General features: G+C 59.3%; 26 protein-coding genes. 19 read left to right on the forward strand and 7 right to left on the reverse strand.

Features of this window, described 5'->3' with window-relative positions; genetic code table 11:
• Positions 1–136: 136 nt before the first annotated feature.
• Both hemJ and hemE read right to left on the reverse strand, forming a co-directional pair.
• Positions 137–679: a protoporphyrinogen oxidase HemJ gene (gene hemJ / locus ACQY1P_RS22245; protein ID WP_174197314.1), complete on the reverse strand. Its 543-nt coding sequence runs from the start codon at positions 677–679 to the stop codon at positions 137–139.
• A complete protein-coding gene (hemE, locus tag ACQY1P_RS22250) occupies positions 676–1,710 on the reverse strand; it encodes a uroporphyrinogen decarboxylase (RefSeq protein WP_174197315.1) in 1,035 nt (344 codons plus the stop codon). Before hemE ends, hemJ begins: the two co-directional genes overlap by 4 nt.
• Positions 1,711–2,111: 401 nt before the next feature.
• On the opposite strand from hemE, the gene ACQY1P_RS22255 reads away from it, so the two are divergent.
• The 5 genes from ACQY1P_RS22255 to dnaQ are packed head-to-tail and all read left to right on the forward strand — an operon-like array spanning position 2,112 to position 5,724.
• A complete protein-coding gene (locus tag ACQY1P_RS22255; protein ID WP_430255534.1) occupies positions 2,112–2,933 on the forward strand; it encodes a pyruvate, water dikinase regulatory protein in 822 nt (273 codons plus the stop codon).
• Between the two features lie 36 nt (positions 2,934–2,969).
• On the forward strand, positions 2,970–3,569 hold the full coding sequence (locus ACQY1P_RS22260) for a Maf-like protein (RefSeq protein WP_430256758.1): 600 nt from the start codon (positions 2,970–2,972) through the stop codon (positions 3,567–3,569).
• Complete coding sequence (locus tag ACQY1P_RS22265; protein WP_325265624.1) at positions 3,562–4,422, forward strand: shikimate dehydrogenase; 861 nt, start codon at positions 3,562–3,564, stop codon at positions 4,420–4,422. Before ACQY1P_RS22260 ends, ACQY1P_RS22265 begins: the two co-directional genes overlap by 8 nt.
• Positions 4,419–5,027 carry a dephospho-CoA kinase gene (gene coaE / locus ACQY1P_RS22270; protein ID WP_062462898.1) on the forward strand — a complete coding sequence of 203 codons (609 nt, stop codon included), beginning with the start codon at positions 4,419–4,421 and terminating at the stop codon, positions 5,025–5,027. Before ACQY1P_RS22265 ends, coaE begins: the two co-directional genes overlap by 4 nt.
• Positions 5,020–5,724 carry a DNA polymerase III subunit epsilon gene (gene dnaQ, locus ACQY1P_RS22275; protein ID WP_325265625.1) on the forward strand — a complete coding sequence of 235 codons (705 nt, stop codon included), beginning with the start codon at positions 5,020–5,022 and terminating at the stop codon, positions 5,722–5,724. Before coaE ends, dnaQ begins: the two co-directional genes overlap by 8 nt.
• 70 nt (positions 5,725–5,794) lie before the next feature.
• Here the strand turns inward: dnaQ and secB are convergent, their stop codons facing one another.
• Positions 5,795–6,271, reverse strand: coding sequence for a protein-export chaperone SecB (secB, locus tag ACQY1P_RS22280; RefSeq protein ID WP_062462904.1), 477 nt, complete (start codon positions 6,269–6,271; stop codon positions 5,795–5,797).
• Positions 6,272–6,363: 92 nt separating this feature from the next.
• Positions 6,364–6,903 carry an FxsA family protein gene (locus ACQY1P_RS22285; RefSeq protein ID WP_062463061.1) on the reverse strand — a complete coding sequence of 180 codons (540 nt, stop codon included), beginning with the start codon at positions 6,901–6,903 and terminating at the stop codon, positions 6,364–6,366.
• A gap of 123 nt (positions 6,904–7,026) precedes the next feature.
• Here ACQY1P_RS22285 and ACQY1P_RS22290 point away from each other — a divergent pair, with 123 nt between their 5' ends.
• The 5 genes from ACQY1P_RS22290 (at position 7,027) to gyrB (ending at position 12,382) form a co-directional block, all read left to right on the forward strand.
• Positions 7,027–7,725, forward strand: coding sequence for a Tim44/TimA family putative adaptor protein (locus ACQY1P_RS22290; RefSeq protein ID WP_062462907.1), 699 nt, complete (start codon positions 7,027–7,029; stop codon positions 7,723–7,725).
• A complete protein-coding gene (mltA, locus tag ACQY1P_RS22295; RefSeq protein ID WP_430255537.1) occupies positions 7,722–8,858 on the forward strand; it encodes a murein transglycosylase A in 1,137 nt (378 codons plus the stop codon). The genes ACQY1P_RS22290 and mltA overlap by 4 nt, the downstream gene beginning before the upstream one ends.
• Before the next feature lie 10 nt (positions 8,859–8,868).
• Entirely contained in the window at positions 8,869–9,450 is a 582-nt protein-coding gene (locus ACQY1P_RS22300) for a Smr/MutS family protein (RefSeq protein WP_082471708.1), read from the forward strand.
• Positions 9,447–9,800: a helix-turn-helix domain-containing protein gene (locus ACQY1P_RS22305; protein ID WP_092665195.1), complete on the forward strand. Its 354-nt coding sequence runs from the start codon at positions 9,447–9,449 to the stop codon at positions 9,798–9,800. Before ACQY1P_RS22300 ends, ACQY1P_RS22305 begins: the two co-directional genes overlap by 4 nt.
• 146 nt (positions 9,801–9,946) lie before the next feature.
• A complete protein-coding gene (gyrB, locus tag ACQY1P_RS22310; RefSeq protein ID WP_062577110.1) occupies positions 9,947–12,382 on the forward strand; it encodes a DNA topoisomerase (ATP-hydrolyzing) subunit B in 2,436 nt (811 codons plus the stop codon).
• A gap of 112 nt (positions 12,383–12,494) precedes the next feature.
• On the opposite strand, the gene ACQY1P_RS22315 is transcribed toward gyrB, so the two are convergent.
• Positions 12,495–13,094: a nitroreductase family protein gene (locus ACQY1P_RS22315; RefSeq protein WP_430255539.1), complete on the reverse strand. Its 600-nt coding sequence runs from the start codon at positions 13,092–13,094 to the stop codon at positions 12,495–12,497.
• 142 nt (positions 13,095–13,236) lie between these two features.
• On the opposite strand from ACQY1P_RS22315, the gene ACQY1P_RS22320 reads away from it, so the two are divergent.
• The 4 genes from ACQY1P_RS22320 (at position 13,237) to ACQY1P_RS22335 (ending at position 17,009) form a co-directional block, all read left to right on the forward strand.
• Positions 13,237–14,079 carry a fumarylacetoacetate hydrolase family protein gene (locus tag ACQY1P_RS22320; RefSeq protein WP_430255541.1) on the forward strand — a complete coding sequence of 281 codons (843 nt, stop codon included), beginning with the start codon at positions 13,237–13,239 and terminating at the stop codon, positions 14,077–14,079.
• Positions 14,080–14,228: 149 nt separating this feature from the next.
• Positions 14,229–15,545 (forward strand): polyhydroxyalkanoate depolymerase, encoded by a 1,317-nt coding sequence (locus ACQY1P_RS22325; RefSeq protein ID WP_430255543.1) that lies wholly within the window; start codon positions 14,229–14,231, stop codon positions 15,543–15,545.
• A 163-nt stretch (positions 15,546–15,708) separates the two neighbouring features.
• Positions 15,709–16,149 (forward strand): DUF2852 domain-containing protein, encoded by a 441-nt coding sequence (locus tag ACQY1P_RS22330; RefSeq protein ID WP_430255545.1) that lies wholly within the window; start codon positions 15,709–15,711, stop codon positions 16,147–16,149.
• Between the two features lie 98 nt (positions 16,150–16,247).
• Entirely contained in the window at positions 16,248–17,009 is a 762-nt protein-coding gene (locus ACQY1P_RS22335; RefSeq protein WP_192078913.1) for a M48 family metallopeptidase, read from the forward strand.
• Positions 17,010–17,045: 36 nt separating this feature from the next.
• Here ACQY1P_RS22335 and ACQY1P_RS22340 read toward each other — a convergent pair whose 3' ends face one another.
• On the reverse strand, positions 17,046–18,023 hold the full coding sequence (locus ACQY1P_RS22340; protein WP_062577120.1) for a cell wall hydrolase: 978 nt from the start codon (positions 18,021–18,023) through the stop codon (positions 17,046–17,048).
• Between the two features lie 306 nt (positions 18,024–18,329).
• Here ACQY1P_RS22340 and ACQY1P_RS22345 point away from each other — a divergent pair, with 306 nt between their 5' ends.
• Genes ACQY1P_RS22345 through ACQY1P_RS22365 form a run of 5 tightly spaced genes read left to right on the forward strand, consistent with a single transcriptional unit; the run spans position 18,330 to position 23,390 of the window.
• Positions 18,330–18,980, forward strand: a complete 651-nt coding sequence (locus tag ACQY1P_RS22345) for a phosphoribosylanthranilate isomerase (RefSeq protein ID WP_430255548.1) — start codon at positions 18,330–18,332, stop codon at positions 18,978–18,980.
• An 11-nt stretch (positions 18,981–18,991) separates the two neighbouring features.
• Positions 18,992–20,212, forward strand: coding sequence for a tryptophan synthase subunit beta (gene trpB, locus ACQY1P_RS22350; protein WP_092665274.1), 1,221 nt, complete (start codon positions 18,992–18,994; stop codon positions 20,210–20,212).
• 2 nt (positions 20,213–20,214) lie between these two features.
• Positions 20,215–21,054 (forward strand): tryptophan synthase subunit alpha, encoded by an 840-nt coding sequence (gene trpA / locus ACQY1P_RS22355; RefSeq protein WP_430255550.1) that lies wholly within the window; start codon positions 20,215–20,217, stop codon positions 21,052–21,054.
• Positions 21,055–21,098: 44 nt separating this feature from the next.
• Positions 21,099–21,995: an acetyl-CoA carboxylase, carboxyltransferase subunit beta gene (accD, locus tag ACQY1P_RS22360; protein WP_430255552.1), complete on the forward strand. Its 897-nt coding sequence runs from the start codon at positions 21,099–21,101 to the stop codon at positions 21,993–21,995.
• Between the two features lie 42 nt (positions 21,996–22,037).
• Positions 22,038–23,390 carry a bifunctional folylpolyglutamate synthase/dihydrofolate synthase gene (locus ACQY1P_RS22365; protein WP_430255554.1) on the forward strand — a complete coding sequence of 451 codons (1,353 nt, stop codon included), beginning with the start codon at positions 22,038–22,040 and terminating at the stop codon, positions 23,388–23,390.
• A gap of 82 nt (positions 23,391–23,472) precedes the next feature.
• Here the strand turns inward: ACQY1P_RS22365 and trxA are convergent, their stop codons facing one another.
• Entirely contained in the window at positions 23,473–23,793 is a 321-nt protein-coding gene (trxA, locus tag ACQY1P_RS22370) for a thioredoxin (RefSeq protein ID WP_062462956.1), read from the reverse strand.
• Positions 23,794–23,819 lie beyond the last annotated feature (26 nt).

Below are 23,819 nucleotides of genomic sequence, written 5' to 3' on the forward strand. Positions count from 1 at the left end.
CTACCGCGGAAGACACCGGGGTAGGACAGACGATTACACACATGCCACGAGATGAGATGGCTGGGAAAATAGCTGTTCACGAGCACGCCTGCAAGGGGGAGGGGCAGGCGGAGTTAAGAAAAAGCTCAAGACACCATCAAAATGGCTTAACGATGACCATGATTACGATGGCAATCATCAAAACCGTCGGGATTTCGTTCATCAACCGCCAGTAGCGGGCGGTTTTGCGCGGCCCGTCTATGGCAAAAGCCCGAACTGCGGCACTGAACCGCATATGCGCCATGGTGAGCAGCAGGACAAACAGTATCTTGGCATGAAGCCAGCCGCCCTGGAAACCGTAGACTGCCCAAGCGAGATAAAGCCCGAGCGCCCAGCTGATCATCATCGCCGGGTTCATGATGATTTTCAGGAGCCGCCCCTCCATCACTTTGAAGGTTTCCGACTGGGCGGAGCCGGGTTCGGCTTCCGCGTGATAGATGAAAAGCCTGGGAAGGTAGAGCAGCCCGGCCATCCAGGAAATCACGGCGATGACGTGAAAGGCCTTGATGTAGAGCAGGAAATCATCAGGCCGCAGCCAGTAGATAAAAAACAGCACGACGACGAAAACCGAAAGCGCCGTCGCCGCCCGGAACGCGACACGCCGCCCATTTCCGGCACCGGTGCGATCGTCCCGCGTCATACGCCCGATCCTCTGACCCGTTTCACAAGATGCGCAACAGTCTGCGGATCCGCCTGCGGTGTGATGCCGTGGCCGAGATTGAAGATCAGCGGTCCCTGTCCAAGCCCCTGGAGAATAGCATCGATCCCGTCGTCTAGGGACTTTCCGCCTGCCACCACGCGCATTGGATCGAGATTGCCCTGGACGGGCCCGTCCTTCTGCAGCTCCTGCGCAAACGACATCGGCACCGACCAATCGAGCCCGATTGCATCTGCGCCCGTCCGGGCCCGGTAGTGTTTGAGGTTCATGCCTGCACCCTTGGCGAAAGCAATCACCTTCGCGTTAGGTCGCGCTGCCTTGATGATATCGATGATCCGCCGCACGGGCTTGATCGAGAATTCCTCGAATTCCTTCTCCCCGAGCACGCCGGCCCAGGAATCGAAGATCTGCACGACATCTGCGCCCGCATCGATCTGACCGATCAGATATTCGGCAGACATCTCCGCCAGCAGAGCCAGCAGTTTTTCAAAGGCCTCGGGGTAGCGGTAGGCGAACAGACGTGCCGGCGCTTGGTCCGGTGTTCCCTGACCGGCGATCATATAGGTCGCAACGGTCCAGGGAGCCCCGCAGAAGCCGATCAGGGCAGTTTCAGGGGGTAGCTCCAGCCGAAGCCTCCGAACCGTCTCCAGCACCGGTGCAAGGTGGGAAAGCATCGTACTGCTATCGAGCGCTGCAATCCCTGCTTCGTCGATCGGATCCATCCTTGGACCCTCTCCCTGCACGAAGCGAACATTGCGCTTCAAGGCATCGGGAATGACGAGGATATCGGAAAACAGGATGGCTGCGTCGAACTGGTAGCGCCGGATAGGCTGAAGCGTCACTTCGACAGCCAGATCCGGCGTATAACAGAGATCGAGAAACGAACCGGCTGCCGCACGGACTTCCCGGTACTCGGGCAGATATCGACCTGCCTGCCTCATAAGCCATATCGGCGGTGGGGTGATCGTCTTGCCGTTCAGCACCTCAACGATCTTCCTGGTCGGACCGGCCAATGGGTTCTCCAAATAAAGAAAATAAGATTCTTAAGATCTTCTATTTCTTAGAGTCGGTGAGTAGCAAGGATTAAAACTCCTGCACAGAAAACGCGACGATCTGCCGCTCCGTATCGTTGGAAAGGAAAACTTCCGGGCATTCTTGGCAGAGCTTCTGGATAACCATATTTCGATCAGGGATATCAATTGCTTGTGCCGGGCGCCCGGTGAAGCTCTCTTGTGGATATCTTGTGAATCAAACGATACGTTAATCCGGTTATCCCCGCTTTGAACAGGGGGCCTGAAACGGCTTCCTCGAAATACGCGATTGTGGACAACTCGGAGGTTATCCCAGGGGTCTGGCTCGGCCCTCGAAAGGCGGTCAGTCTCTCCCCGGTTATCAACAGAGGACGAAGAACAACGTGGAGAACAGAAAAAACTTCTTCCATCTCCACCTCATATCTGACTCCACGGGCGAGACCCTGATCTCGACAGGACGCGCGGCGGCAGCCCAGTTCCAGACCTCGCTCGCCGTCGAGCACGTCTATCCGCTGGTGCGAAACCGCAAGCAGGTTCTCGCCGTGCTGGAGGCGATCGATCGTGAACCGGGGATCGTCCTTTATACGATCGTTGATCGCGAGCTTGCGAAACTGCTGGACGAGCGCTGCCGTCAGATAGGAACACCGTGCGTCAACGTGCTGGAACCGGTTATGGCGACATTCCAGACCTATCTCGGAGCACCGTCGAAATACCGCGTCGGCGCGCAGCATGCGCTCAACGCGGAATATTTCGCCCGCATCGAAGCGCTGAACTTCACCATGGATCATGACGATGGCCAGATGCGCGAAGGGTACGACGAGGCCGATGTCGTACTGGTCGGGATCAGCCGCACCTCGAAAACGCCGACCAGCATCTATCTCGCCAACCGCGGTATCAAGACGGCAAATATCCCGATCGTGCCGGGCGTCGACCTTCCATATGCACTTCTGTCTGCAACCCGGCCCCTGATCGTCGGGCTGGTCGCGACGACGGACCGCATTTCACAGGTGCGCGAACACCGCGAACTCGGAACCACGCAAAATTTCGATCGCGGTCATTATACGGATCGGGCAACGATCAACGAGGAACTGAAATATGCACGAGCGCTCTGCTCGCGCCACGGCTGGCCGGTCATCGACGTCACCCGCCGGTCGATCGAGGAGACGGCGGCGGCCATCGTTGCGCTCCGCCCGAAGCTACGGTAATTCGGCACTAATTCCATCCGGAGATCTGCCGTGACAATGTCTCACTCAAGGCCACTCATATTGGCCTCATCCAGCAAGTTCAGACGCATGTTGATGGAAAATGCGGGGCTGAGTTTCGAAAGCCGGGCCGCCGATATCGATGAACGTCAGATCGAGGCGGGACTGGTGGGCGCCAGCCCAGATATCGTCGCGCTGACCTTGGCAAAGGCCAAGGCGCTCGATGTCAGCAGACACTATCCTTCCGCCATCGTCATCGGGTCGGATCAGACCATGTCGCTCGATCATCGCGTTTATCACAAGCCGAAATCACGGGAAGAGGCGCGCGAAAGCCTGCTCTCTCTGTCGGACAGGACGCATAGGCTGAACAGCGCCGTCGCTCTTGTGCGCGATGGCGAAACCCTTTGGGAGCATGTTGCACACGCCGATCTTACCGTCAGACCGCTCAGCGAGATATTCGTGGATCGCTATCTCGATAGGGTGGGCGAAACGGTGTTCGGAAGCGTCGGCGCCTACCAGTTGGAAGGTGAGGGCATTCAGCTATTCTCGCGGATCGATGGAGATTACTTCACCATTCTCGGCCTCCCCATGCTGCCGCTTCTCGACACTTTACGCGCTATCGGAGCGATCGATGGCTGATTCACGTGAAACACTTTTGGTTAACGCTTTCGTAACGGGGTGGCCGATCAAGCACTCGCGTTCGCCGATCATCCACGGTCATTGGCTGGCTAAGTTCGGTATTTCTGGCCGCTACACACGTGAAGCGGTGGCACCTGAGGATTTTCCAGCTTTCGTCAGCAAGCTTAAAGACGGATCATCAGGCTATCGCGGCGGCAATGTCACCATTCCCCACAAGGAAATGGCTTTTGCGCTCGCTGATCGTCCAGATGCGATCGCCGAAGAACTCGGTGCCGCCAACACGCTGTGGATGGAGGAAGGTGTTCTTCACGCCTCGAACTCCGATGTCTACGGTTTTACCGCCAACCTCGACGAACAGTCGCCCGGTTGGGGAAATGTCGATCGCGCCGTCATTCTCGGTGCTGGCGGTGCCAGCCGAGCTATCATTCAAGCCGTCAGGGATCAGGGCGTCGGAGAAATTCACGTCGTCAACCGGACCGTGGCGCGTGCGCAGGAACTTGCCGACCGGTTCGGACAAAACGTGCACGCGCATGCGATGGAAGCACTGGGCGAGGTCATGTCCGGCGCAGGTCTCTTTGTGAATACAACATCGCTCGGCATGGACGGCGCGCCGATACCGCAGTTCGACTTCTCGACCATGCTCACGAACGCAGTCGTTACCGATATCGTTTATATCCCGCTGCAAACGGACATTCTGAAACAGGCGGAGGAGCAGGGCTTCGTGACCGTGGATGGTCTCGGCATGCTTCTGCATCAGGCCGTGCCGGGTTTCGAGAAATGGTTCGGCCTCCGCCCTGTCGTCGATCAGACGCTGCGGGATCTTGTCATCGCAGATATGGATATTCACGGATGATCGTTATCGGCCTCACCGGCTCCATCGGCATGGGGAAATCCACCACCGCAGAAATGTTTGCGCAAGAGGGTATCCCGGTCAACGATGCCGACCAGGTGGTCCACGATCTCTATCACGGTGAAGCGGTCGATCCGATCGCGGAGGCGTTCCCGAATGCGGTCAGAGACGGTGTCGTCGACCGACAGGAACTGTCGCGCCAGCTTTCGGTAGCACCTGAAAAATTCAAACTGCTGGAATCCATCGTCCACCCGCTGGTGCGCAAACGCGAAACGGAATTTCTCGATAAACACAAAAGCGCCGGCGCAGCGCTCGTCGTGCTCGACATTCCCTTGCTGTTCGAGACCGGCGGCGAGAAAAGGGTCGATTTTGTCGTCGTCGTCAGCTGCGATCCACAGGTGCAGCGCCAGAGGGTACTTGCGCGGCCCGGCATGACAGAGGAGAAGTTGTCGATGATCTTGGCGCGGCAGGTTCCGGATGCCGAAAAGCGGGCGCGTGCCGATTTCGTCATCGACACCGGCGCCGGACTGGAGCCAGCCAGATCAAGCGTGCGCGACATCATCGCCACTCTAAAAGCCGGCAGCAGGAACGGAAATACCCATGCGTGAAATCATCTTCGATACCGAAACCACCGGCCTTGAATCCAAGGCCGACCGGATTATCGAAATCGGCGGCATAGAGCTCATCAACAACTTCCCGACGGGGAGAACGTTGCACCTCTATATCAACCCGGGCGATCGCAAGGTTCATCCGGATGCGCTGGCCGTCCATGGCATTACCGATGAGTCGCTGAAAGACAAGCCGCCCTTCGCCCAGGTGGCGCAACAGATCATCGACTTCTTCGATGGCGCCCGGTGGATCGCCCACAATGCCAATTTCGATATCGGCTTTATCAATGCCGAATTTGAACGCATAGGCCTGCCGCCGGTCCCACCGGAAAACGTGGTCGATACGCTTTCGATGGCCCGCCGAAAGCATCCGATGGGTCCTAACTCCCTCGACGCACTGTGCCGTCGCTACGGCATCGACAATGGCCATCGCACCAAGCACGGCGCGCTGCTCGACTCCGAACTCCTGGCGGAAGTGTATATCGAGATGACCGGCGGCCGGCAGGCGGCTCTCGGTCTGGTCGGTGCTGATCAGCCGAGAAACGTCATCGAGATCGAGGATGTGGTGGTCACCGCGATCGCCGCACGGCCACGCCATCTGCCGCCGCGCATTAGCGAAGACGACATCGCCGCCCATGCCGCGATGGTGAGTGGACTGAAGGATAAGGCCGTCTGGCTGAAATATGCAGCCGACTGATTCCTGCTGAAGTCCAGACATGAAAAAAGCCCGGCTGTGACCGGGCTTTTATATTCTATCCGTTGCTCGCTCAGCTGTTGAGCGGCTGAACCTGCGACTTGGTCTGTTCTTCGGCCATACGCTGCGAGAACATCTGACCGAAATCGATCGGATCGATCATCAGCGGCGGGAAGCCACCGTTGCGGGTCACGTCGGAAATGATCTGGCGTGCGAACGGGAAGAGAAGACGCGGGCATTCGATAAACAGGAGCGGCAGCATGTGCTCCTGCGGGAAACCGGTGATGCGGAAAACGCCGCCGTATACCAGCTCGGCCGCAAACACGATCTTGTCGTCTTCGCGGGCTTCGGCACTCAGCGACAGAACGACGTCGAAGTCGTTTTCCGAAAGCGGATTGGCGTTGACGTTGACGCTGATGTTGATCGCTGGTGCCTTGTCGCGCGACTGCAGCGAGCGCGGCGCGCCGGGATTTTCGAACGAAAGATCCTTGGTGTACTGCGCCAGGATATTGAGCGAGGGTGCGGAAGCCTGTTCGTTATCGTCTGCCATAAAAATTCCTCAAGGCTGGAAAGGGTGGCTGAAAAGCGTTGGGGGCACTTAACATTTCGCTCCGGGGCTTACAACCCTGCGAGATCTTAGCCTTAAGGTTCGATCCGCTTATCCTTGTCCGCCCAAGGCGAGGACGGGTTCGGTTCGCGGCGATAATCGTCGTCATCGAGATCGACCACCGGGCCGGATCCAACCGGATGAACAGGCGCAGGACCGGGGCCAGGGCCGGGACCGGCGCGAAAACCGCCCGGGCTTCTGCGATCGCCCGAATTCACGACGACCACGCGGCTGCCGATGGCCGACCAGATCAGCTTGCGGATAAAGGGCACAAGCAGCGCGAGACCAACGATGTCGGTCAGAAACCCCGGCAGCATCAGCAGGATGCCAGCCACCACGACCATCGCTCCGCTCACCAGTTCGGCTGCAGGCATCCGACCTTCGCGCCCTTCTGTCGAAAGCCGCCGCAGCATAGTCATCCCCTGGCCGCGGATCATCAATGCGCCCAGGAGGCCCGTTCCGAGGACGAGGCCAAGCGTTCCCCAAAGTCCGATCGCTCTTCCGACCAAAACAAAACCAGCGATTTCGGCCAGCGGCCAAGCCAGGAGAACAACCGGAAGGAATGGTAAGCGCATAATCATTGCCTGTATCTAATTGGCGGATATGGGTTCATCTCACGCCGTTGCTATTTGAAGATGGGCGGTAGGAGACTATATGAAAAGCTGCATAGAACTTTTAAACGACAATTGCGGGATAAAATGGGCTCGAACGACTTGATAACACTGTTTTTCCTCGTCGCAGCAGTGCTGATATTCCTGCAATTGCGCAGCGTCCTCGGCCGGCGCACGGGACATGAGAAGCCGCCGACTGAGACAGTCAGCCCTCGCGATGTTGCCCGCGGTCCCGTCGAGGACGATAGCAAGGTAGTGACGCTTCCTCGCCGCGACAATGTCGATGAGGAACAACGCAATGCCGATATCGATGCCGTCGCAAAGCCTGATACGCCGCTCAACGCATCGCTTCGTGCCCTCGTGAAGGAAGATCCGTCGTTCCGCCCGAAGGAATTCCTCAACGGCGTGCGGATGGCGTACGAAATGATCGTCATGGCTTTTGCCGATGGTGATCGGAAGACCTTGAAGGGGCTTCTCTCCAATGAGGTCTATGACGGCTTCGAAGCGGCGATCGCCGAGCGCGAGGCCAAGGGCGAGGTGATCAAGTCCACCTTTGTCGGCATCGACAAATGCGACATGACACAGGTTTCGATCAAGGACGGCGAATCTCAGGTTACCGTCCGCATTGTCAGCCAGTTGATCTCCGCAACCTTCGACAAGGCCGGCACGCTGATCGACGGCGATCAGGAAACCGTAGCCGACGTCATCGACATCTGGACCTTTGCCCGCGACATCGGCTCCCGCGACCCGAACTGGAAGCTGGTCGCCACCGAATCCGAACAATGATTTCCGCGTCTCCGACCCTCTCTGACTTCCGCCTCGAGAGGGTCGACTTCGTGGATCTCCCCGGTTGGGCTGCCGACGATCCGAGCCCGCTGTATGAGGCGATGCGCGCTTGCGCGGCCCATATCCGCAACGTTAAGCCCTATCGCAAGGGTTCTCTCGGCCTGGAGGCCATGGAACTGGCGGACCTCTTCGAGCAGGCCGCACCAGTTGCCGATGCCTCTGCAGCTCGCACCTTCTTCGAACAACGCTGCACACCCTTCCGGATCCTGAAGCACAATGACGAACAAGGATTCGTCACCGCCTTCTACGAACCGGAAGTCGACGTCTCCGATGTGAGCGAAGGTCTTTTCACCCATCCCTTCTATTTCCGGCCTGACGATCTCGTCGATCTCGACGACAGCAATCGCCCTGCGGATCTCGACTCCGGCTACATGTTCGGCCGTCAGACGCCGGATGGTATCGTCGCTTATCCGGATCGCGGTGAAATCGATCGCGGCTGTCTCGACGGCCGGGGGCTGGAGATAGCCTTCGCACGGTCGCGGATCGACGTCTTCTTTGCCCATGTTCAGGGCGCAGCTCGGCTGGTCTACCCCGATGGCCGCGTCCGGCGCATCACCTACGCAGCAAAGGCAGGCCATCCGTTTTCGCCGATCGGCAAGCTTCTGATCGATCGTGGCGAAATCGCTCGCGAAGATATTTCCATGCAGAGCATACGGGCGTGGCTTGCCGAAGCTCTGGTGTCGAATCCGGCTAAGGTTGATGAAGTCTTATGGCACAACAAGTCCTACATCTTCTTCCGTGAGGCCGATGTCAGCGACCCTGACCTCGGTCCTATCGCTGCCGCCAAGGTGCCGCTGATCGCGGGACGCTCGCTCGCCGTGGATCGCTCCATTCACACATTCGGCTACCCCTTTTTCATCCATGCGGAACGGCTGACACATCTCGACGACGGCAAGCCGTTCGCGCGGCTGATGCTGGCGCTCGATACGGGTTCAGCCATTATTGGGCCTGCAAGGGGCGATATCTTCACCGGTTCCGGCTATCACGCAGGCGAGCTTGCCGGCACGGTGCGAAACGATGCGGATTTCTATATCCTCGTCCCAAACGCGGCCGCCGGCCGTTATGCCGGGTAGGATATGGCGCATGAAGGATCGAAAACTCAGTTCGGATGAACGCATCCTTTGGGGCAAGGTGGCGAAATCCGCCCGTGCTCTGCCTGGGCGCATGAAAGAGATCGCTGCCTTCGAAGAGGAAATGGCGGCACGACTGGCGGCAGAGGATGAAGTCTCCAAGCCTCCGGTACCGCCAACCCAGCGTGTCAGCGATGCCTTCGCGGCAGTCGCGCCGAAGGTAAAAAAGCCTGCCGGCATTCATCATCCGCTGGAAAAACCCACCCGGAAGAAGCTCGCCAAGGGTCGCCTGGCGATCGATGCTCGGCTCGATCTGCATGGTCTCTACCAGGACGCCGCCCACGATCTGCTGCTCGATTTTCTCTACAGTGCTCATGATCGCGGTCTGCGCCATGTTCTCGTCATCACCGGCAAGGGCCGCTCGGTGGGCGGCGAGGGGGTTCTGCGCCGTGCGGTGCCGCTGTGGTTCTCGAAGGCCGAATTTCGTTTCCTGATCTCGTCCTACGAATGGGCAGCCCAAAACCATGGTGGCGAGGGCGCCATGTACGTGCGGCTTTCAAAGAGCCGTGCGGATTATCGGGGATCGGTCCTGTGACGCCCTTTGGTGAAGCGCTTCGACAGCTGCGCGCCAAAAAGGGAGTTACCCAGAGGCAACTGGCAGAGGCGATCGGGGTTACGCCTGCCTATCTGTCGGCCTTGGAACATGGCAAACGGGGCCGGCCCACATTCGAGCTGCTCCAGCGTATCACCGGCTATTTCAACATCATCTGGGATGAAGCGGAAGAATTGTTTCGAGTTGCAGAAGCCTCGCGCCCGAAAGTGGTCCTCGACACGACAGGTCTAGCGCCTGCATACACCGCATTTGCCAACGCCTTGGCGGCACGGATTCGCTCTTTGCCGCCGGACGTGCTAGAGGAAATGCGAAGACTTCTGCAAAAGGCTTGAATTGCCCTGGAAATCTCTGCGCATCCACGCCTTTCCAGGCATTTTGCGAGGCACCAACCTTTAGAAACCGCCCTGAATTCCCTATATTCAAGGCGGAGACTCCGGTGATTCGCTCGCCGGTATTTTAACCAACTGGAAGAGACTGAATGACCGACACACCCGTCAGCGATCACGGCGCGAGTGCCGAATACGGTGCCGATTCCATCAAGGTTCTAAAGGGCCTGGATGCGGTGCGAAAGCGCCCAGGCATGTATATCGGCGACACAGACGACGGCTCGGGTCTGCATCACATGGTCTACGAGGTCGTCGACAACGCGATCGACGAAGCCTTGGCCGGCCATGCAGATATCGTCACGGTCACGCTCAATGCGGATGGCTCGGTCAGCGTCACCGACAACGGTCGCGGCATTCCGACGGATATCCATACCGGCGAAGGCGTCTCGGCAGCCGAGGTCATCATGACCCAGCTCCACGCCGGCGGTAAGTTCGACCAGAATTCCTACAAGGTCTCGGGCGGACTGCACGGCGTTGGCGTCTCGGTCGTCAATGCACTTTCGGTCTGGCTCAAGCTGAAGATCCGTCGCTCAGGCAAGGTTCACGAGATCTCGTTCACGCACGGCGTCGCCGATGCGCCGCTGAAGGTCATCGGGGATTATGAAGGTCGCTCCGGCACGGAAGTTACCTTCCTCGCCAGCACCGAAACCTTCACCATGACCGAGTTCGATTACGGCACACTCGAGCACCGCCTTCGCGAACTCGCCTTCCTCAACTCCGGCGTTCGAATCCGGCTCACGGATCGGCGCAAGCCCGACGTGAAGGAAGAGGAAATGCTGTATGACGGCGGCCTCGAAGCCTTCGTCAAATATCTCGACCGTTCCAAGAAGCCGCTCGTCGAAAAGCCTGTCGCCATCAAGGGCGAGAAGGACGGCATGACGGTGGAAGTCGCGATGTGGTGGAATGACAGCTACCACGAGAACGTTCTCTGCTTCACCAACAACATTCCGCAGCGCGATGGCGGCACGCATATGGCGGGCTTCCGTGGTGCGCTGACTCGCCAGATCACGTCCTATGCGGATTCGTCCGGCATCATGAAAAAGGAAAAGGTTTCGCTCACCGGTGACGACTGCCGAGAAGGCCTGACCGCAGTTCTTTCCGTGAAGGTGCCGGATCCGAAGTTCTCGTCGCAGACCAAGGACAAACTCGTGTCCTCGGAAGTGCGCCCGGTTGTCGAAAGCCTCGTCAACGAAGCGCTGAGCTCCTGGCTTGAAGAACATCCGGCTGAAGCGAAGATCCTCGTCGGCAAGGTGGTGGAAGCTGCTGTTGCCCGCGAAGCGGCCCGCAAGGCTCGTGAACTCACCCGCCGCAAGGGGGTGCTCGATATCGCTTCGCTTCCCGGCAAGCTCGCCGATTGCTCCGAACGCGATCCGGCCAAGTCCGAAGTCTTCCTCGTCGAGGGTGACTCCGCCGGCGGTTCCGCCAAACAGGGCCGTTCGCGTGATACCCAGGCGATCCTACCGCTCCGCGGCAAGATCCTGAACGTCGAGCGCGCCCGTTTCGACAAGATGCTGTCCAGCCAGGAAATCGGCACGCTGATTACCGCTCTGGGCACATCGATCGGCAAGGATGAGTTCAACGCTGACAAGCTGCGCTATCACAAGATCATCATCATGACCGATGCCGACGTCGACGGCGCCCATATCAGAACCCTGCTGCTGACCTTCTTCTTCCGGCAGATGCCGGAACTGATCGAGCGTGGCCACATCTACATTGCCCAGCCGCCGCTCTATAAGGTGACGCGCGGCAAGTCGATCCAGTACCTGAAGAACGAGCAGGCTCTGGAAGAGTATCTGATCGGCATGGGGCTGGAAGATACGACCCTGACCCTCGGCTCCGGTGAAGTCCGTGCCGGCCAGGATATGCGCGAAGTCATCCAGGATGCATTGCGCATCCGCTCGATCATCGAGGGACTGCATTCTCGCTACAACCGCTCGATCATCGAGCAGGCAGCCATTGCCGGCGCGCTTCATCCAGATCTGACGGATAACCCCGAACGGGCCCAGCAGACGGCTAACGAAGTCGCCAAGCGTCTCGATATGATCGCCGAGGAAACCGAGCGTGGCTGGTCGGGTCACGTCACCGACGAAGGCGGCATGCGCTTCGAGCGGATGGTTCGTGGCGTCAAGGAAGTCGCCGTGATCGATGTGGCCCTGATCGGCTCTGCCGATGCCCGCCATATCGACCAGATGTCGTCGCGTCTGCAGGAGATCTACAGCACGTCGCCAGTCCTCGCTCGCAAGGATAGCGAGCAGGATATTTCAGGTCCACGCGCCCTTCTCGACACGATCTTTGCTGCGGGACGCAAGGGCCTGTCCATGCAGCGCTATAAGGGACTTGGTGAAATGAATGCCGAGCAGCTGTGGGAAACAACGCTTGATCCCAACGTTCGCTCGCTGCTTCAGGTCAAGGTTCCCGATGCGACGGATGCAGACGGCCTGTTCTCGCGTTTGATGGGCGACGAGGTCGAGCCCCGGCGCGAGTTCATTCAAGAGAACGCGCTGAATGTCGCCAACCTCGATATCTAGCAATCTTTTCATCGTGCAAAAATGGCGGCCTCCCGGCCGCCGTTTTTGTTTGTCCAGCAGAAATCTGTTTCACGTGAATCTAACCTGTGGATGGACGATTCACGTGAAACAATTATTCTTCGCCGGCAAACCTTCCTTCGAAAGCGACTTCCGATACAGGCTTGCGCTGGCTTGGAACCTCACGCTCGCGCAAGTCCTCCGGCAGCGTGTCCTTGGCTGCCATGCGCCCGATCGCCGCTGCGGCTTCCACCCTGAAACCCTCAGGCAAACCAAGTTCGCCAACAGCCTTTTCCTTGTCGAACCCTTCCATGCCATGCGCATGATACCCAAGCTTCATCGCCTGGCAGATGATTGAGAACCACGCGGCGCCCGTGTCGAAAGAATGCGTATAGCCCTCACGACGTTCGCCATCCTTGGAAACGCGATAGGTTTTCGATACGAAGAAGACCAGCGCACCCGCGTTTTGTGCCCAGCGCCGATTGCCCGGAACGAGTAGATCCGCAAGTCTGGTGAAATCCTCGGTGCCATGTAACGCGTAGACAAAGCGCCAAGGCTGGCTGTTGCCGGAAGAGGGTGCCCAATGCGCGGCATCCAGAATGGTCAGCATCGTGTCTCGCTCGATTGCTTCCTTTGCAAAAGCCCGCGGCGACCAGCGGTCGAGAAAGAATGCGTCGATTGGAAATTCCGAAGTGCGGTTGTTGCTGGTCGTCATGGGGCATCCTCATAAAGTTGGCGTGTTACCAATCTAGGCAAACGCCGACGCTTTGCAATGAACCGCAGAAGACAGAAACAGGGGTGACAAGTGCGCCTCTATTTTGCATAAACACTTGTCTGACAACTGGAGGAACAAGACCTTGAAATTGATGCGTGTAGGACCTGCGGGCCAGGAAAAGCCGGCATTGCTCGATCAGGATGGCAAGATCCGCGATCTGTCCGGCCATGTCGCCGATATCGGCGGCGAGGCGATTTCGCCTGAGGGTTTGAAGGCGATTGCCGCCATCGACGCGACAACATTGCCGGAACTGTCTGCCGATCGTATCGGCGCCTGCGTGACGGGCACCGGCAAGTTCATCTGCATCGGCCTCAACTATTCAGACCACGCGGCCGAAACCGGTGCCACAGTGCCGCCGGAACCGATCATCTTCATGAAGGCGACCTCCGCGATCGTCGGCCCCAACGACGACGTCGTCATTCCGCGCACGTCGGAAAAGACCGACTGGGAAGTCGAACTCGGCGTCGTCATTGGAAAGACCGCGAAATACGTCTCGGAAGCCGACGCGCTGGATTACGTTGCCGGCTACTGCCTCACGAACGACGTCTCCGAGCGCGCCTTCCAGACGGAACGCGCGGGCCAGTGGACCAAGGGCAAGTCCTGCGACACGTTCGGTCCGATCGGTCCGTGGCTTGTCACCAAGGACGAGGTTGCCGATCCGCAGAACCTCGGAATGTGGCTGACGGTCAACGGCGAAAAGATGCAGAACGGCTCATCCAAGACCATGGTGTACGGCGTCGCCTTCCTCGTCTCCTATCTCAGCCAGTTCATGTCGCTGCATCCGGGCGATATCATCTCCACCGGTACTCCTCCGGGCGTCGGTCTCGGCCTCAAGCCGCCGCGCTTCCTCAAAGCCGGCGATGTCGTCGAACTCGGCATCGATGGCCTCGGCACCCAGAAGCAGACATTCGTCGCCGATATCTGATGCCGTATTGAGGGAAAGGGCGGTGCCAAATGGCCGCCCTTTTATAACTGGCTTCAAAAGTGCTAGCCTTTCCGCATTCCGATGGCGGAACGTTTGTCCCGCCACCGCTTTGACGGATATCGGACCAGGGATGAGGAGAGCCCGATTTCATGTTCTACCAGCTCTATGAACTGAACCATGCTGCCATGGCGCCCTTCCGGGCCGCCGCGGATGCCATGCGTTTCATGTCCGACAATCCGATGAACCCGTTCGCCCAGACCACGCTCGGCCGCACCATGTCGGCCAGTCTCGAAGTGTTCGAGCGAATGACCCGGCGTTACGGAAAGCCGAGCTTCGATCTGCCGCAGACAGTAGTCGACGGCAAACCGGTCACGGTGACCGAAGAGATCGTCTGGGCAAAGCCCTTCTGCAATCTCCTGCATTTCCGCCGCGATCTGCCCGCCGCGCGCCCGGCCGACCAGAAGATCCTCATCGTCGCGCCGATGTCCGGACACTATGCCACCCTGCTGCGCGGTACGGTCGAAGCATTGCTGCCGCATGCAGATCTCTACATCACCGACTGGATCGATGCCCGCATGGTGCCGGTCACTGAAGGCAGCTTCGATCTCGACGATTACATCGACTACCTGATCGAGATGCTCCACCGGATCGGCCCCGGTACCCATGTGGTCGGCGTCTGCCAGCCGTCGGTGCCTGTGCTTGCCGCCGTTGCGGTGATGGAAACCCGCGGTGATCGGATGGCGCCCGCCTCGATGACGCTGATGGGCGGACCGATCGATACCCGCAGCAATCCGACAGCCGTCAACAAACTTGCCGGAGATCACCCACTCGAATGGTTTCGCGACAATGTCATCATGAGCGTGCCGTTTCCGCAGCCGGGCTTCATGCGGCGCGTCTATCCGGGCTTCCTGCAGCTGTCAGGCTTCATGTCGATGAACCTTGACCGCCACGTCAGCGCTCACAAGGAATTCTACGAGCACCTCGTCAAGAACGACGGCGAGCCGGCCGAAAAGCACCGGGAATTCTACGACGAATATCTGGCGGTGATGGATCTCACGGAAGAATTCTATCTGCAGACCGTCGATGCCGTCTTCATCCGCCACTCCCTGCCCAAGGGCGAAATGATGCATCGCGCGATGCCGGTCGATACCAAAGCCATCCGCTCCGTCGCTCTTTTGACGGTCGAAGGTGAGAACGACGATATCTCCGGCGTCGGCCAGACACAGGCGGCGCACACGATCTGCCCGAATATACCCGATGAGAAGCGCCAGCATTACATGCAGCCCGATGTCGGCCATTACGGTGTCTTCAACGGCTCGCGTTTCCGCCAAGAAATCGCACCCCGCATCGTCGAATTCACCCGCAAACATGCCCGGGCAGAAACCAAGCCAGATACCAAGGCAGAGAACAAGGCGGCGAAACCCGCACCCCGCCGTCGCAGTACCAAGCGTGATCCGACCGCCTGACGTCCGAATCGGATTGATGGCCGTATCTGGATTTCTCCAAGGTATTTCAGCATGTTCTTGGATTTAGCGACCTGTCTTCTTGAAGGCGGGTCTGAGGCTCACCAAATCGGATATCATCGGGCTGGCATCAGGCCACTCCGCATTGAACTGAAGGGTGTAACCCATGAACCAGTCTGCATTGATTCGTCCGGAATGGACGCCGGCCACCATTGGTTTAATGGTGCTCGGTTTCGTGGTCTTCTGGCCGCTTGGCTTGGCTATGCTTGCCTATATCATCTTCGGGGATCGGCTCCGCGGCTTCAAGCGCGATGCGAACAATCGCGCCGACGAATGGGCCGGCAGGACCAGCCGATGGTTTTCCAGAAGCCGCGCCGCTGGCTACAACACGCATTTCTCGACAGGCAACGTTGCCTTCGACGATTGGCGCAACGCCGAACTCAACCGCATGGATGAAGAACGCCGCAAGCTCGACGAGATGCGCGATGAGTTCGACAACTATTCCCGCGAGCTTCGCCGTGCCAAAGATCAGGAAGAGTTCGATCGTTTCATGCGCGAGCGCCGCAACAGCAACGCTTCTGGCCAGAACCCGGTCGTCGACGTCTGATCGGTCAAACGGATCTTCTGAAAACGTAACGAGCCGGCGTCCTTGCGACGCCGGCTTTTTCATGAGAACGGTGCTCTCGAATCGGCTAGAAAGGCTACATGTTCGCGCTCCTCAAAAAGCCCCTTCGCGCCCGCCCGAAACCGCTCGAAACCGTGAAGCGCACGCTTGAAGTCGGAAACCGCGCTTTACCGCTGACGATCAAGGAAAACAGTCGCGCCACTCGTATCACGCTGCGCATCGAGCCCGGCGGCCGCGCGCTTAATCTCACTGTGCCGGCAGGCCTTCGAAACAGCGAGATCGAGGAATTTCTCGAGCGCCATCAGGGTTGGCTGCTTACGAAGCTCTCGAAATTCTCCACCGACAATCCCATCCGCTCAGGCGGCTTCGTGCCGATTCGCGGCGTTCAGCACCGCATCGACCATACCGGAACGCTTCGCGGCCTGACGGAAATCGCCGTGGTCGATGGCGTGCCGGTGGTAAGGGTAAGCGGGCTGGAGGATCATCTCGGCCGTCGGGTCGCGACATTTCTGAAAAAAGAAGCACGTAGAGATATGGAGTTGCTGGCTTTTCGCCATGCTGCATCGATCCGCAAGCCGGTCGCATCAGTCACGCTGAAAGACACGAGAAGCCGGTGGGGATCCTGTTCCTGGGATGGAAACCTGAGCTTTTCCTGGCGCATCGTCATGGCGCCGCCGCTGGTGATCGATTACCTCGCAGCCCACGAAGTGGCGCATCTGAAGGAAATGAACCACGGGCCAAAGTTCTGGGCTCTCTGCCACCAGCTTTGCCCGAGGATGGAAGAGGCGCGAAAATGGCTGAAGCAGAATGGCTCGCAGCTTCACGCGCTGGATTTCAGCTGAAGCCCGGCTAAAACAAACGGAAACTGGACGAAGAGATCAAGGTGTAGCTGTGCGAGCCGGGAACTGACGCGGAGTCGGCGCGACCATTACCATGTCGCCGGCTGTGTCGGTCTTGGCACCCGCCGGGCGCCGTTTCGGCAGAGGCCCGCTATTGGGCAAGGCTTCAGTCGAAAGAATGGCGGCACTTGCCGCATCCATGCCAGCGCCGGCCTGGTAGGCCTGCATCATGCTGGGCGAATGGGAAACAGGCTGCACTGTTGCGACAGCGGCGGAAGATGTGTCGGCAACCGTTGTGACCGAGGCAACGCCCGGCAAGGGCTGCTGCGTTGCTGCGGACGCAACCGCAACGGGGCTTGGTGTCTGTTCACGAACAGGCTCGGCCCGTGCGATCATGCTCATCGCTCCCGGCGTTGGTACGATCGTTCCTTCAGCCATCATGACATAGGCCCCGGCAGGCTTCGGCTCTGGCGTCTGCAAGTTGCCGTCCTCGTCGCGCTTTTCGTAAAACACGTTGCCGCCGGCATCAGCCACGTAATGCATGTTCTTGTAGGGGAAGCGCAGGCCCTTCGTGTGGAAGAACATCGCTTCCTTCACATCGGGGTGGCGCTTGCCCTTCAGCACGGCTTCCGCTGCTTCATTCAGCTGCGGCGCAGTGTTTTCGTCCATCTTGCGGGTCATCACCCCCGGCGCGAACTGCTTTTCCTGCCCCACGACACCACAGATCGTCTCAGGGTAAAGACCTGAGGTCAGGCGGTTCATGATGACGCTGCCGACAGCCATGAAACCATCGGGGCTGCTGCGCCTTGATTCGAAATACATCGCGCGCTTGAGGCATTCGCGGTCGCTGGACGAATAGGTGTAGACCTGCTTTGCCGAACCCACATTGACCTGGGCAGTCCTTGTCTTCGAAGCCTTGGAATCGAGCGACGCAGTCGTCTGAGTGCAGGCTGAAAGAGCGCTCACCGCGGCAAGGCACATTGCAGCGCGCACAAAGTTCGCACCTCTTGCCGCCATGACTACCCCCTGCGAAAACATTTCAAGAAACAATTTGCTGTGGAATAAGTTACTGGCAAAACCCTAATAAATCAAACCTGAATCGAGAACGTCTATTTTCCCGGAAAAACCTGCTCTTTTGACCGAGGTTCTGGTTGTGATTATGTCGGCGAGCATGTCCTTTCGCGTGCAGGATCGTGGTGGAGAACCGAATCACGCCCCGGATGATTGCCTGAGGTCTTGAGAAGAGGAGTCCGTGCCGAACTGTCACGCCACCAAACCGCTGAAGGGCTCGACTCCGGGCGCGTTTCGTGCCAATCCGCGCACATGAAACCGGATATCAAGATCTGCGGCCTCAAGACTGAAGAAGCGGTCGATCGCGCGGTGACGCGTGGCGCAACCCATATCGGCTTTATCTTCTTCCCCAAGAGCCCGCGTAACATCGCGCCCGAGATCGCCGGAGACCTGGCGGACCGGGTGCGTGGTAGAGCTAAGATCGTTGCGGTCACGGTGGATGCCGATGACGAGGAACTGGACGATATCGTCTCGCTGCTTCGCCCGGACATGCTTCAGCTCCACGGTCACGAGAGCCCGGAACGGATTTTGCACGTCAAGGCGCTCTACGGTCTGCCTGTCATGAAGGCGTTTTCTGTGAAGTCGGCGGATGATCTTGCAGGCGTCGATGCCTATATAGGGGTAGCTGATCGTTTCCTGTTCGATGCCAAGGCACCGGCAGGCTCCGATCTTCCGGGCGGCAACGGCGTTTCCTTCGACTGGAACGCAATGGCCTCGCTTGACCAGAGCGTGGATTACATGCTTTCCGGGGGCCTGAACAAGGATAATGTCGCGACTGCGCTCTCATCGACGCGGGCAAGCGGCATAGATGTATCGTCCGGTGTCGAAAGCGCGCCAGGCGCCAAGGATCTGGGCATGATCGATGCGTTTTTCGATGCGGCAGACGCCGCTACGAAACGCTGAAGGAGTTGAAAGTGAACGAGACCCCAAAACTGAATTCGTTCCGTTCCGGTCCCGACGAGGACGGCCTCTTCGGTATTTTCGGCGGCCGCTTTGTCGCGGAAACCCTGATGCCCCTGATCCTCGATCTGCAGGGCGAATGGGAAAAGGCGAAGACCGATCCCGCATTTCAAAAGCAGCTTACCGATCTCGGCAAACACTATGTCGGCCGGCCCAGCCCGCTCTATTTCGCCGAGCGCATGACGGCAGAACTCGGCGGCGCCAAGATCTATTTCAAGCGCGACGAGCTCAATCATACCGGCTCCCACAAGATCAACAACTGCATTGGCCAGATCCTGCTTGCCAAGCGCATGGGCAAGACCCGCATCATCGCTGAAACCGGTGCTGGCCAGCATGGCGTCGCTTCGGCCACGGTCGCTGCCCGCTTCGGCCTGCCCTGCGTCGTCTACATGGGCGCGACAGATGTCGAGCGCCAGGCACCCAATGTCTTCCGCATGAAGCTTTTGGGCGCCGAGGTGATCCCGGTCACGTCAGGCCACGGCACGCTCAAGGATGCCATGAACGAGGCATTGCGCGACTGGGTCACCAATGTCGATGACACCTATTACATGATCGGCACCGCTGCCGGTCCGCATCCCTATCCGGAAATGGTCCGCGACTTCCAGTCGGTCATCGGTCGCGAAACCAAGGAACAGATGCTGGAAGCCGAAGGCCGTCTGCCCGACATGCTGGTAGCAGCCGTTGGCGGTGGATCGAATGCGATCGGCCTGTTCCATCCGTTCCTCGATGATGACAGCGTAAGGATCGTCGGCGTCGAAGCCGGCGGCAAGGGCCTCAACGGCGAGGAGCACTGCGCCTCGCTGACGGCAGGCTCGCCTGGCGTTCTGCATGGCAACCGCACCTATCTGCTGCAGGATGGCGACGGACAGATCAAGGAAGGTCATTCGATCTCGGCCGGTCTCGACTATCCCGGCATCGGCCCTGAGCATTCCTGGCTGAAAGACATGGGACGCGTCGAATACGTCCCGATCATGGATACCGAAGCGCTCGAAGCCTTCCAGTTCCTGACACGCACCGAGGGCATCATCCCCGCGCTCGAACCCTCGCACGCACTGGCCGAAGTCATGAAGCGCGCACCGAAAATGTCCAAGGACGAAATCATCGTCATGAACCTGTGCGGTCGCGGCGACAAGGACATCTTCACTGTCGGCAAAATCCTTGGAATGGGGCTCTGAACATGACCGCACGGATGGACAAGCGCTTTGCCGATCTGAAGGCCGAAGGCCGCCCGGCACTGATCACCTATTTCATGGGCGGCGATCCCGACTTTGCCACGTCGCTGGCCATCATGAAGGCTCTGCCGGATGCCGGCGCCGACGTGATTGAACTCGGAATGCCCTTTTCCGACCCGATGGCCGACGGTCCGGCAATCCAGATGGCCGGGCAGCGCGCGCTGAAAGGCGGCCAGACACTTGCCAAGACGCTGGATCTCGCCCGCGAATTCCGTAAGACCGATGCAGCGACGCCGATCGTCATGATGGGCTACTACAATCCGATCTATATCTACGGCGTCGACAGGTTTGTTGATGACGCGCTGGAAGCCGGAATCGACGGCCTGATCATCGTCGACCTGCCGCCTGAAATGGATGACGAGCTTTGCATCCCGGCAATCGCCAAGGGGCTGAACTTCATCCGCCTGACCACGCCGACCACGGACGAAAAGCGCCTTCCGACCGTTTTGCACAACACGTCGGGCTTCGTCTATTACGTTTCGATGAACGGCATTACCGGATCCGCTCTGCCGGATCTGTCGCTGATCTCGGGCGCTGTCTCCCGCATCAAGGGTCACACCGACTTGCCGGTCTGCGTCGGCTTCGGCGTCAAGACTGCCGACCATGCACAAGCCATCGGCGCTGCGGCTGACGGTGTCGTCGTCGGCAGTGCAATCGTTGCGCAGGTTGCCGGCAGTCTCACCAAGGATGGCGCTGCGACACCAGATACGGTATCTGCCGTTTCCACCTTCGTCCGCGGCCTGGGCACCGGTGTGCGTTCCGCCCGCCTTGTTGCCGCCGAATAACTGGCCCAGATAGGCCTGACAAGTCCAAACTCGGAGTACGCCCAGTGAACTGGATCACCAATTACGTCCGGCCGCGCATCAACTCCATGCTCGGCCGTCCCGATCGGGACGTTCCGGAAAATCTCTGGATCAAATGCCCGGAAACCGGGGAAATGGTCTTCCACAAGGATCTCGAAGAGAACAAGTGGGTCATTCCCGCCTCCGGCTTCCACATGAAGATGCCGGCCAAGGCGCGTCTGAGAGACATGTTCGACGACGGCGAGTTCGAATCGCTGGTGCAGCCGAAGGTCGCCCAGGATCCGCTCAAGTTTCGCGACTCCAAGAAATATGCTGACCGCTTGAAGGACAGCCGTATCAAGACCGATCAGGAGGACACGATCCTCGCCGGTCTCGGTTTCGTCCATGGCGTAAAGCTCGTGGCCGTCGTGCACGAATTCAACTTCATTGGCGGTTCGCTGGGCATGGCGGCCGGCGAAGCGATCGTCAAGGCGGCCGAGCGTGCCCTGAAGGAAAAGTGCCCGCTGGTGATCTTCCCGGCGTCTGGCGGCGCCCGCATGCAGGAAGGCATCCTGTCACTGATGCAGCTGCCCCGCACCACGGTTGCCGTCGACATGCTGAAGGAAGCAGGCCTTCCCTATATCTGTGTGCTGACCAACCCGACCACCGGCGGCGTGACCGCTTCCTATGCCATGCTCGGTGATGTCCACATCGCCGAACCGGGCGCCGAGATCGGCTTTGCCGGCAAGCGCGTGATCGAACAGACCCTGCGCGAAAAGCTGCCAGAAGGCTTCCAGACAGCAGAATACCTGCTTGAGCACGGCATGGTGGATATGGTCGTCAAGCGCCACGATATCCCGGCAACGCTGGCGCGGATCCTGAAGATGCTGATGAGACAGCCCGATCAGGAATTCCTTGCCGCCCCTGTCGCCGTCAGCGCCTGAACACCGGTTCTGACCTAACGTGATCGGAGCCGGAGCTTCGGGATGACGACGATGAACCAGCCCGTGGCAAGTGCGGCCGAGCAGGAAATCGAGCGGCTGATGACCCTTCACCCGAAGGGTTTCGATCTGTCGCTCGAGCGCATTACCCGCCTCCTTGAGGTGCTCGGCAATCCACATCTGAAACTGCCGCCGGTCATTCATGTGGCCGGCACCAACGGCAAGGGGTCCTGCACCGCCTTCTGCCGCGCGCTTCTCGAGGCGGGTGGCTACGCCGTGCATGTCCACACCTCGCCGCATCTTGTGCGCTGGCACGAACGCTTTCGCATCGGCGTCAAGGGCAGCCGCGGCCAGTTTGTCGATGATGCGCTGCTGGCAGATGCGCTGCGCCGCGTCGGTGAGGCCAATGCCGGCCAGATGATCACCGTGTTCGAAATCCTGACGGCAGCAACCTTCCTGATTTTCTCCGAACAGCCGGCCGATGCCGTGGTGCTGGAAGTGGGCCTTGGCGGTCGCTTCGATGCAACCAACGTCATCACCGACCCCGCCGTCTCGGTGATTATGCCGATCGCGCTCGATCATCAGGCCTATCTCGGCGACAAGGTCGAACTGATCGCAGCGGAAAAAGCCGGCATAATGAAGCGCAGCCGACCGGTCGTGGTCGGCGCCCAGGAATTCGAAGCGGCCCGCGAGGTTCTGGTGGCGACAGCCGAACGGCTGGGCTGTCCGGTTTCCATCTATGGCCAGGATTTCTCAGCCCATGAGGAGTTCGGCCGGCTGATCTACCAGGACGAAGACGGCCTGCAGGACCTGCCGTTGCCGCGCCTTCCGGGCCGCCACCAGTTCGCCAACGCCGCAGCGGCCATTCGCGCCGTCAAGGCCGCCGGTTTCACGGTAACGGATGCGACGATGGAAAAGGCGATGGGCATGGTCGAATGGCCGGCCCGCCTGCAAAAGCTGGTCGAAGGCAAACTGCTCGAATTCGCGCCCCCGGGTTCGGAAATCTGGCTTGACGGCGGGCACAACCCGGCCGGAGGCGAAGTGATTGCCGAAGCCATGGCCGCCTTCGAGGAACGCCAGCCCCGGCCGCTCTACCTCGTCACCGGCATGATCAATACAAAGGATCCCGTCGGCTATTTCCGGGCCTTTGCGGATCTCGGCGAACACGTCTTTACCGTCCGCATCCGCGATAGCGAGGCAGGCCTTGATCCGGTTGTGCTGGCCAATGCTGCGTTCGACGCTGGCCTGGTCGCCGAACCCGCTGGTTCCACCATCGAAGCCTTGCAGGAAATCACCCGGCGCCAGCTGCCCGGCAGTCCGCCGCCCCGTATCTTGATCGGCGGCTCACTCTATTTCGCCGGCAATGTGCTGGCCGACAATGGCACGCCACCGGTCTGATAACGGACAGGATCGATCAACAGATAACAAAAAACCCGGCTGATCGCTCAGCCGGGTTTTTCGATTCACGTGAAACAGACGCTTAAGCGGCGCTGGAGATCCAGGCTGCGAGAGCCGTCTTTGGCGCAGCGCCAACCTTGATGTCGGCCACTTCGCCGCCCTTGAACATGGCGAGGGTCGGGATCGAGCGCACGCCGAACTGGGCAGCCAGTTCCGGGTTCTCGTCGATGTTCAGCTTGACGACCTTCACCTTGCCAGCGAGTTCCGTCGAAATTTCTTCAAGGCTCGGAGCGATCATCTTGCAGGGGCCGCACCATTCGGCCCAGAAATCGACGACGACCGGCTCTACGGCGTCCAGAACTTCAGCCTGAAAATTGTTTGTATCGACTTTCACGGTAGCCATTGGGCTCTCCTTCGATTCTTGTTGAC

It is taken from the genome of Neorhizobium sp. DAR64872/K0K18 (assembly GCF_050500175.1).
Taxonomy (GTDB): Bacteria; Pseudomonadota; Alphaproteobacteria; order Rhizobiales; family Rhizobiaceae; genus Neorhizobium; species Neorhizobium soli.